General features: G+C 44.6%; 10 protein-coding genes. 9 read left to right on the top strand and 1 reads right to left on the bottom strand.

Features of this window, described 5'->3' with window-relative positions:
- The first annotated feature begins 189 nt into the window (after positions 1-189).
- From rbsB to ACP45E_RS21680, 3 genes are all read left to right on the top strand, one after another.
- A complete protein-coding gene (gene rbsB, locus ACP45E_RS21690) occupies positions 190-1,068 on the top strand; it encodes a ribose ABC transporter substrate-binding protein RbsB (protein WP_017034723.1) in 879 nt (292 codons plus the stop codon).
- A 210-nt stretch (positions 1,069-1,278) separates the two neighbouring features.
- Complete coding sequence (rbsK, locus tag ACP45E_RS21685) at positions 1,279-2,199, top strand: ribokinase (RefSeq protein WP_017034722.1); 921 nt, start codon at positions 1,279-1,281, stop codon at positions 2,197-2,199.
- Positions 2,200-2,245: 46 nt separating this feature from the next.
- On the top strand, positions 2,246-3,250 hold the full coding sequence (locus ACP45E_RS21680; RefSeq protein ID WP_017034721.1) for a substrate-binding domain-containing protein: 1,005 nt from the start codon (positions 2,246-2,248) through the stop codon (positions 3,248-3,250).
- A 12-nt stretch (positions 3,251-3,262) separates the two neighbouring features.
- On the opposite strand, the gene ACP45E_RS21675 is transcribed toward ACP45E_RS21680, so the two are convergent.
- Positions 3,263-3,760, bottom strand: coding sequence for a peptidylprolyl isomerase (locus ACP45E_RS21675; RefSeq protein ID WP_017037614.1), 498 nt, complete (start codon positions 3,758-3,760; stop codon positions 3,263-3,265).
- 186 nt (positions 3,761-3,946) lie between these two features.
- Between ACP45E_RS21675 and ACP45E_RS21670 the strand changes: the two genes are divergently transcribed.
- The 6 genes from ACP45E_RS21670 to rplT all read left to right on the top strand — a co-directional run bounded on the left by ACP45E_RS21670 (position 3,947) and on the right by rplT (position 8,191).
- Positions 3,947-4,465 (top strand): RNA methyltransferase, encoded by a 519-nt coding sequence (locus tag ACP45E_RS21670; protein ID WP_017034719.1) that lies wholly within the window; start codon positions 3,947-3,949, stop codon positions 4,463-4,465.
- A gap of 75 nt (positions 4,466-4,540) precedes the next feature.
- A complete protein-coding gene (locus tag ACP45E_RS21665; RefSeq protein ID WP_017034718.1) occupies positions 4,541-4,759 on the top strand; it encodes a hypothetical protein in 219 nt (72 codons plus the stop codon).
- Positions 4,760-5,012: 253 nt separating this feature from the next.
- A complete protein-coding gene (gene thrS, locus ACP45E_RS21660; RefSeq protein ID WP_017034717.1) occupies positions 5,013-6,941 on the top strand; it encodes a threonine--tRNA ligase in 1,929 nt (642 codons plus the stop codon).
- Positions 6,938-7,495, top strand: coding sequence for a translation initiation factor IF-3 (gene infC / locus ACP45E_RS21655; protein WP_426511797.1), 558 nt, complete (start codon positions 6,938-6,940; stop codon positions 7,493-7,495). The genes thrS and infC overlap by 4 nt, the downstream gene beginning before the upstream one ends.
- 107 nt (positions 7,496-7,602) lie before the next feature.
- Positions 7,603-7,797, top strand: a complete 195-nt coding sequence (rpmI, locus tag ACP45E_RS21650) for a 50S ribosomal protein L35 (protein WP_017034715.1) — start codon at positions 7,603-7,605, stop codon at positions 7,795-7,797.
- Between the two features lie 40 nt (positions 7,798-7,837).
- Complete coding sequence (rplT, locus tag ACP45E_RS21645; RefSeq protein ID WP_017034714.1) at positions 7,838-8,191, top strand: 50S ribosomal protein L20; 354 nt, start codon at positions 7,838-7,840, stop codon at positions 8,189-8,191.
- The last annotated feature ends 119 nt before the right edge of the window (positions 8,192-8,310 follow it).

Here is an 8,310-nt window from a genome sequence, read left to right as displayed (position 1 = left end):
CCTCGGTGAGGACATGTCAGCTCAGAGGCTGTGTGATAAACAGAAAATAGATAACTGAATCAACAATGATTAAACCAATACGTATTCGGCCAAATGGTTTGAGCTAAAAATACGAAAATGAACCAATCGAAGTGGAACAACCAACGAGCTTGGTTCCCCCCTACTCAAAGTACACAAAGGACTATAACGATGAAAAAACTTGCTACTTTTATTTCTGCTGCACTTCTTTCTTCCACCGTATCGGTATCTGCGCAGGCACAAGATACCATGGCGATTGTACTGTCTACGCTCAATAACCCTTTTTTCGTCACCATGAAAGATGGAGCGGAAGCGAAAGCCGAAGAATTAGGCTACAACTTGATCGTTTTAGATTCGCAAAACGATCCAAGTAAAGAACTCTCTAACGTAGAAGATTTGACCGTTCGTGGTGTGAAAGCCATTTTGATTAATCCAACCGATTCTGACGCGGTATCGAACGCGATCCGTATCGCGAACCGTTCAAATATTCCGGTTTTGACTCTTGACCGTGGTGCTAGCCGTGGAGAAGTGGTTAGCCATATTGCGTCAGACAACGTGGTTGGCGGTGAAATCGCGGGTCACTACATTATGGAAAAAGTAGGCGAGAAAGCGAAAGTGATCCAACTTGAAGGCATTGCCGGTACGTCGGCAGCACGTGAACGTGGCGAGGGTTTCATGAATGCAGTGAACGGCAGTGAGATGGAATTACTGGCGAGTCAGCCAGCCGATTTTGATCGCACTAAAGGCCTGAACGTTATGGAAAACCTGCTCGCGGCTAACCCAGATGTGCAAGCGGTATTCGCACAAAATGATGAAATGGCACTTGGCGCATTGCGTGCTGTGCAAGCGTCAGGCAAAGACATCATGATTGTAGGCTTCGATGGCACCGATGACGGTATTGCGGCGGTGAATCGTGGCATGCTGGCAGCAACAGTGGCACAGCAACCGGATCTTATTGGTGCACTGGGTGTAGAAACCGCGGTTAAAGTCCTACAAGGAGAAACGGTTCAAGAGTACATTCCAGTACCTCTTAAAGTGGTGGCAAAATAAGTGAATTTCGCTTAGCCACTCAAATGAGTTAGACGTCATAATCAATCGTTGCTCTTCTCTTTTTTAAGTAGATTAAGAGAAGAGCAAAATTGATGTTTGTATGTTCTCGTTAATGTACGTCATAGATCATACAAACATCCGTTTTCGAGTGGATCCCCCACTCACATTTATCGTACTCAAATTAGGTTTTTTAGAACCGAGGATAATCGTATGAATCAGTTAGTGGTATTAGGTAGTGTCAACGCTGACCATGTTCTTCAAGTGCCTTCCTTTCCTCGCCCAGGCGAGACGTTACATGGTCGAAATTACCAAGTGATCCCTGGTGGTAAAGGGGCGAATCAAGCTGTTGCCGCTGCTCGATTAAATGCGGATATCGGTTTGATTGCTTGCGTGGGTGATGATGCTTTTGGCATCAATATCCGTGAAAGCTTTAAGTTTGATGGTATTAATACTGGTGGTGTAAAAATACAGCCTAATTGCCCGACGGGCATTGCTATGATTCACGTTTCGGATAGCGGGGAAAATAGTATTTGTATTTCAGCAGAAGCGAACGCGAAGTTAAGCGCCGATGCTATTGAGCCCGACCTTGAACACATTCGCCAGGCTAAGTATTTGTTAATGCAATTAGAAACGCCGTTAGATGGCATCGAAAAAGCGGCAATGGTTGCGAAAGATAGTCGAACGAGCGTGATCCTAAACCCAGCTCCAGCGCGAGATTTACCTGACTCATTACTGCAATGTGTTGATGTTATTACCCCGAACGAAACAGAAGCCGAAGTTCTTACTGGGGTTACTGTTACCGACAATGAAACAGCCCAACAAGCCGCAAACGTATTGCATAATAAAGGCATTGAGATTGTAATGATAACGCTAGGCGTTAAAGGTGTATGGTTAAGTAATAATGGACGTGGAGAGCTGATACCGGGTTTTAAGGTGAATGCCATTGATACAACGGCAGCGGGGGATACATTTAATGGTGCACTGATCACTGGCTTATTAGAAGATATGCAATTAGAATCAGCCATAAAGTTTGCTCACGCCGCAGCTGCGATCTCTGTGACTCGTTTCGGTGCGCAAACCTCGATTCCAAGCAGAGAAGAGGTTGACGCATTTTTGATTGAAAACGAGTAGAGAGCAAGGTACAACACAGCTTCTCAGACCAATAAAGGATACCCATATGGCGACCATGAAAGACATAGCAAAATTAGCCGGTGTTTCGACTTCTACGGTGAGCCATGTCATTAACCAATCTCGCTATGTGAGTGAAGAAATATCACAACGGGTTAACGATGCAGCAAGAGAGCTTAATTACGCACCTTCCGCTTTGGCTCGCAGCCTCAAAATGAACAGAACAAAAACCATCGGCATGCTGGTGACGACCTCTACTAACCCGTTTTTTGGTGAGGTGGTAAAAGGCGTTGAGCGCAGTTGTTATCAGCAGGGTTACAACTTGATTCTTTGTAACACAGAAGGGGACAGTGACCGAATGAAAGCGTCGATCAACACCTTGCTGCAAAAGCGTGTCGATGGCGTGATACTGATGTGTTCAACACTGGAAGGCCAACGTGTCGATGTTTTTGAGCGTTACCCAGACATTCCTGTTGTTGTGATGGACTGGGGCCCAATGCTGTTCTCTAGCGATAAAATTCAAGACAATTCATTGCGTGGCGGTTATATGGCAACCAAGTATCTGATTGATGCGGGCCATAAAAATATAGGCTGTATCACAGGCCCATTGAATCGTTATCAAGCTCAAATGCGTTATGAAGGCTACAAACGTGCGCTGAACGAAGCCGGTCTTGACATCAATCCTCGCTGGATTGTTGAAGCAGATTTTGAATGTGAAGGTGGCTATAGCGCATTCAATACTATGAATAATAAGGGCCCGTTACCGAGTGCTCTTTTTGTGAGTAACGATATGATGGCAATGGGTGTGATCAACGCCGCCAATGAACATAATATTAAGATCCCACAGGATATTTCAATCATCGGTTACGATGATATTCATATTGCTAGATTTATGACGCCGTCACTCACAACGGTCCACCAGCCTAAATACCGTTTAGGAAAAGCCGCCGTAGACACCTTGCTTACAAAGTTAGAAAAAAACAGCAATGACACGGTCGTCGTTCAACTCGAACCCACATTAGTAGAAAGAAAGAGTGTAAAAACGCTATCGTAAGCGTCTATTGTATTAGTCTGGCTGGATAACCACTTTTTCAATAATCACGGTCTCATTTGGCACATCATCGTAACCATTGCGGGTTTCTGTTACTAGTGAGGAAATGTCCTGAACGACATCCATTCCTGCTGAAACCTTGCCAAAAACAGCGTACCCCCAACCTTTGTTCGTTGTCGCAGTATGATCGAGACATGGGTTGTCGGCTACATTGATAAAGAACTCTGCCGTTGCAGAATGAGGCGCTTCAGTGCGCGCCATTGCGATGGTGCCGGTGAGATTCTTTAACCCTCGATTCGCTTCGTTTACAATCGGAAGCCGGGTTGGTTTTTCATTCAGATCTACCGTAAGCCCACCACCTTGAACCATGAAGCCTGAGATAACGCGGTGAAATATTGTCCCTTCATAAAATCCTTCTTGGCAGTATCGCAAAAAGTTTTTTGAACTGACTGGCGCTGTCGCTGTGTCTAATTCGATCTGAATGTCACCAACGTTGGTGTGTAAAATAATCATAAAAAAGGCTCAATTGGGCTTAATATCATGGAGAGGGTAGTATACGAAATGTTGAATGGAGGAAACACCGCTTAGTTTTCACCTTTCACTGTAAATCCGCATTTGTTAGTATCTCGTTTTCAATTTATGTAGCGTGATATCAATGACTCTGGTGTCACCAATGCCCGTCGGTTGTCGAGATAAACCATGAAAAATACCCGTGTCATCATTGGGCTAACGAACCCTAAAAGTCCATCAAATGTCGGTGCTGTCATGCGTGCAGCAGGGTGCTACCAAGCGGATGAAGTGCAATATACTGGGCAGCGCTATGAGAAAGCCTCGAAGTTTCATACGGACACGAATAACGTCGCTAGCCAAATCCCGCTTAAAGGTGTGGACTCTTTTTTAGCTAATCTGAGCGATGATACTCGTATAGTGTGTGTCGATTTTGCAGAAGGCGCCACCCCATTACCTGAATTTGAGCACCCAGATAAAGCCATCTATATCTTTGGGCCTGAAGATGGATCCATTTCTCAAGATGTGGCAGACCGAGCGGATCATGTGGTTTATGTCCCTACTATTGGTTGCATGAATTTGGCTGCATCGGTGAATGTTCTGCTCTACGATCGCCTCGCCAAGTCGCCTAATATAGATATCAGCGACACGTTAATTAAATCAAGTCGTGATAACCGCAACCACCTCATAGTTAGAAGTAAGCAAGGCTAGAAGTGAACAAGGCTAGAAGTGAAGCAAGGCTAGAGGCGAGTAAGTGTTCTTATTGAGGATGATATATTGAACATCATGAGTTTGAATGAAGCGTATGGTATTACCATTGTGTTAGCCGTGTTTCTTACCATTTATATTTTCATTCACATTAGATACATTCGACGCGGTGAAGCCCATAAAGCTTTCTTATCTGGGCTGTGGGAAATGATGAAAAATACCGTTCATGGCCAAAACCTCAGAGCCATGGGGTATAAGCATGAAAAAGAGCAGCCTAATAAATCCCTAGAGCGCTAATGCCCGGTTTATACATCGAGATAAACCTCCCCTAACGACATGTATGCTTGTGTGGGGGGGCGAATGATCAAGTTGTGACATAGATTGTTATTTTATCTCGTTGAGTTACAATGCGCGTTCGTATTTTTCTAGGTACATTCGTATTTGTATCGAAATCAATACCGAACTCTCATTTAGACATGTTTCGTTAATGACGAAACATATTACTGAACATGTGTTGCTTGGTATGCAACACCACTGTAAAGGACAAATAATGCCTATTATTACTCTTCCTGACGGCAGTCAGCGCCCATTTGACGCGCCTGTTTCAACACTCGATGTAGCCCTATCTATCGGCCCTGGTCTTGCTAAAGCTACCATTGCTGGGCGTGTAGACGGTAATCGTGTTGATGCGTGTGACCTTATCGAAAACGATGCAAGCCTAGAAATCATCACCGCTAAAGATGAAGTTGATGGCCTTGAGATCGTTCGTCACTCTTGTGCTCACCTTTTAGGCCATGCGATTAAGCAACTTTTCCCAGAAGCGAAAATGGCGATCGGTCCAACCATCGACAATGGCTTTTACTATGATATCGATTTAGAGCACTCGCTAACGCAAGATGATCTCGAAAAAATCGAAAAGCGCATGAAAGAGTTGGCGAAAACCAAATATCAGGTCGTTAAAAAGAACGTAAGCTGGCAGGAAGCGCGCGACGCATTTGAAGCTCGCGGTGAGAGCTACAAAATTGAAATCCTGGATGAAAATGTTGCTCGTGACGATCGACCAGGACTTTACCACCATGAAGAATACATCGATATGTGTCGTGGCCCTCACGTGCCGCATATGGGTTTCTGTCAGCACTTCACGCTATTGAACGTAGCGGGTGCATACTGGCGTGGTAACAGCGACAACAAAATGCTACAACGCATCTACGGTACCGCATTTCACGATAAGAAAGCACTGAAAGCGCACTTAACTCGCCTTGAAGAAGCAGCCAAGCGTGACCATCGTAAGATTGGTAAGCACCTTGACCTATTCCACATGCAGCAAGAAGCACCGGGTATGGTGTTCTGGCATCATAATGGTTGGTCTATTTTCCGTGATCTTGAAGTCTTCATTCGTGAAAAATTGACCGAATATGATTACCAGGAAGTAAAAGGTCCGTTGATGATGGATCGTGTTCTTTGGGAACGATCTGGTCACTGGGACAAATACGCAGAAGCGATGTTCACAACCAGTTCTGAGAACCGTGAGTACGCCATCAAGCCAATGAACTGTCCGGGTCACGTTCAAATCTTTAACCAAGGTTTGAAATCATACCGCGACTTGCCGCTGCGTATGGCAGAGTTTGGTTCTTGTCACCGTAATGAGCCTTCTGGTGCGCTGCACGGCATTATGCGTGTTCGTGGCTTCACTCAAGATGATGCGCACGTATTCTGTACAGAAGAACAAGTACAACAAGAAGTAAAAGCATGTATCGAGATGGTTTACGATACTTACACAACATTTGGTTTTGAAAACATTGTTGTGAAGCTGTCAACTCGCCCTGAGCAACGTGTCGGTTCCGATGAAATGTGGGATCGCGCTGAAGCGGATCTAAAGCTCGCGCTAGAGTCAATGAACATTGCTTTTGATATTCAAGAAGGCGAAGGTGCGTTCTACGGACCGAAAATTGAATTTACATTACATGATTGCTTAGATCGTGCGTGGCAATGTGGTACAGTGCAGCTTGATTTTGCATTACCTGAACGTTTAGGTGCAACTTACGTTGGTGAAGATAACGAACGTCATACGCCAGTGATGATTCACCGAGCGATTTTAGGTTCACTAGAGCGCTTCATTGGTATTCTAATTGAAGAGTACGCTGGCTTCTTCCCTACGTGGTTGGCGCCAGAACAAGCGGTTGTCATGGGTATTACTGACAAACAAGCTGAATATGTACAAGAAATCACAAAAAAACTGCAAAAAAGTGGATTTAGAGTCAAAGCGGACTTGAGAAATGAGAAGATTGGCTTTAAAATCCGCGAACATACTTTGAAACGTGTTCCGTACATGCTTGTCTGTGGCGACCAGGAAATGGAAGCCGGAGAAATTGCAGTACGTACTCGTAAGGGCAAGGACCTAGGCAAGTTTAAAGTGGATGACTTTATTTCATACATCCAAGCCGAAGTTACAAGCCGTAAGCTCAATCTGGAGGAATAGCTATTAAAGGCGGAAGACGTGGCCAACAACCGGCCAAACAAAACCAGCACCGTTTAAACGGTGACATTCGTGGCGTTCGTGAAGTTCGCTTAACTGGCGCTGACGGCGAAGCCGTTGGTGTAGTATCAATTGCTGAAGCACTTGAAGCTGCTAATGAAGCTGGTATGGATCTCGTAGAGATCAGCCCTAACGCCGAGCCGCCTGTCTGTCGAGTGATGGACTACGGCAAGTTCCTCTTCGAGAAGAGCAAAGCTGCGAAAGAGCAGAAGAAGAAGCAAAAGCAGGTCCAGATTAAGGAAATAAAATTCCGTCCTGGGACTGATGTCGGAGACTATCAGGTAAAACTACGCAACCTGACTGGTTTCCTAGAAGACGGCAACAAAGTGAAGGTAACAATTCGCTTCCGTGGCCGTGAAATGGCCCACCAAAGCATCGGTGTTGACGTTCTTAATCGTTTGAAAGCGGATACTGAAGAATTTGCAGTAGTCGAATCTTTCCCAACGAGAATAGAAGGTCGCCAGATGATTATGGTATTGGCGCCTAAAAAGAAGTAATTAAAGGCCTTACAAGTAGCAATAATGCACCTGCTGTTTCAGTGGGTGTGTTTTGTTCGCCCTAATTACTATATTATTAACTACTCAACAATGCGGAGTTATTCATCATGACTAAGATGAAATCCAATAAAGGTGCTGCTAAGCGTTTTAAGAAAACTGCTGGTGGTATTAAGTTTAAGCACGCTGGTAAACGTCACATCCTGACTAAGCGTACTACTAAGAACAAGCGTCAACTACGTCCAAATGCAATTCTTCCTAAATGTGAAGTAGCTGCAGTTCTACGTATGTTGCCATACGCTTAATTCTTTTTAGTTTAATTATCGTTTATTTAGGAGAAGCATAATGCCTCGCGTAAAACGTGGTGTACAAGCTCGTGCACGTCATAAGAAAGTTCTTAAACAAGCTAAAGGTTACTACGGAGCACGTTCACGTGTTTACCGCGTAGCTTTCCAAGCAGTTACAAAAGCTGGTCAATACGCATACCGTGACCGTCGCAACAAGAAGCGTCAATTCCGTCAACTTTGGATTGCTCGTATCAACGCTGCGTCTCGTCAAAATGGTCTATCTTACAGCCGTTTTATCAACGGTCTTAAGAAAGCGTCTATCGAAATCGATCGTAAGATCCTTGCCGATATCGCTGTATTCGACAAAGCTGCATTTGCAGTACTCGTTGGAAAAGCAAAAGCTGCTCTTTAATTAGCAGTTTATGGTTACGAAAAAGGAGGGCTTAGGCTCTCCTTTTTTATTGCGTTCAATTTGAGTTTGACCAGATAAAAGAGCCATTATATCAATCGTAGTAAATAACGGTTCACCCT

The organism is Vibrio genomosp. F10 str. 9ZD137 (assembly GCF_049974785.1).
Lineage (GTDB): Bacteria > Pseudomonadota > Gammaproteobacteria > Enterobacterales > Vibrionaceae > Vibrio.
Note: the sequence above shows the minus strand (reverse complement) of the source record. Positions and strands in the feature narration are given on the sequence as shown.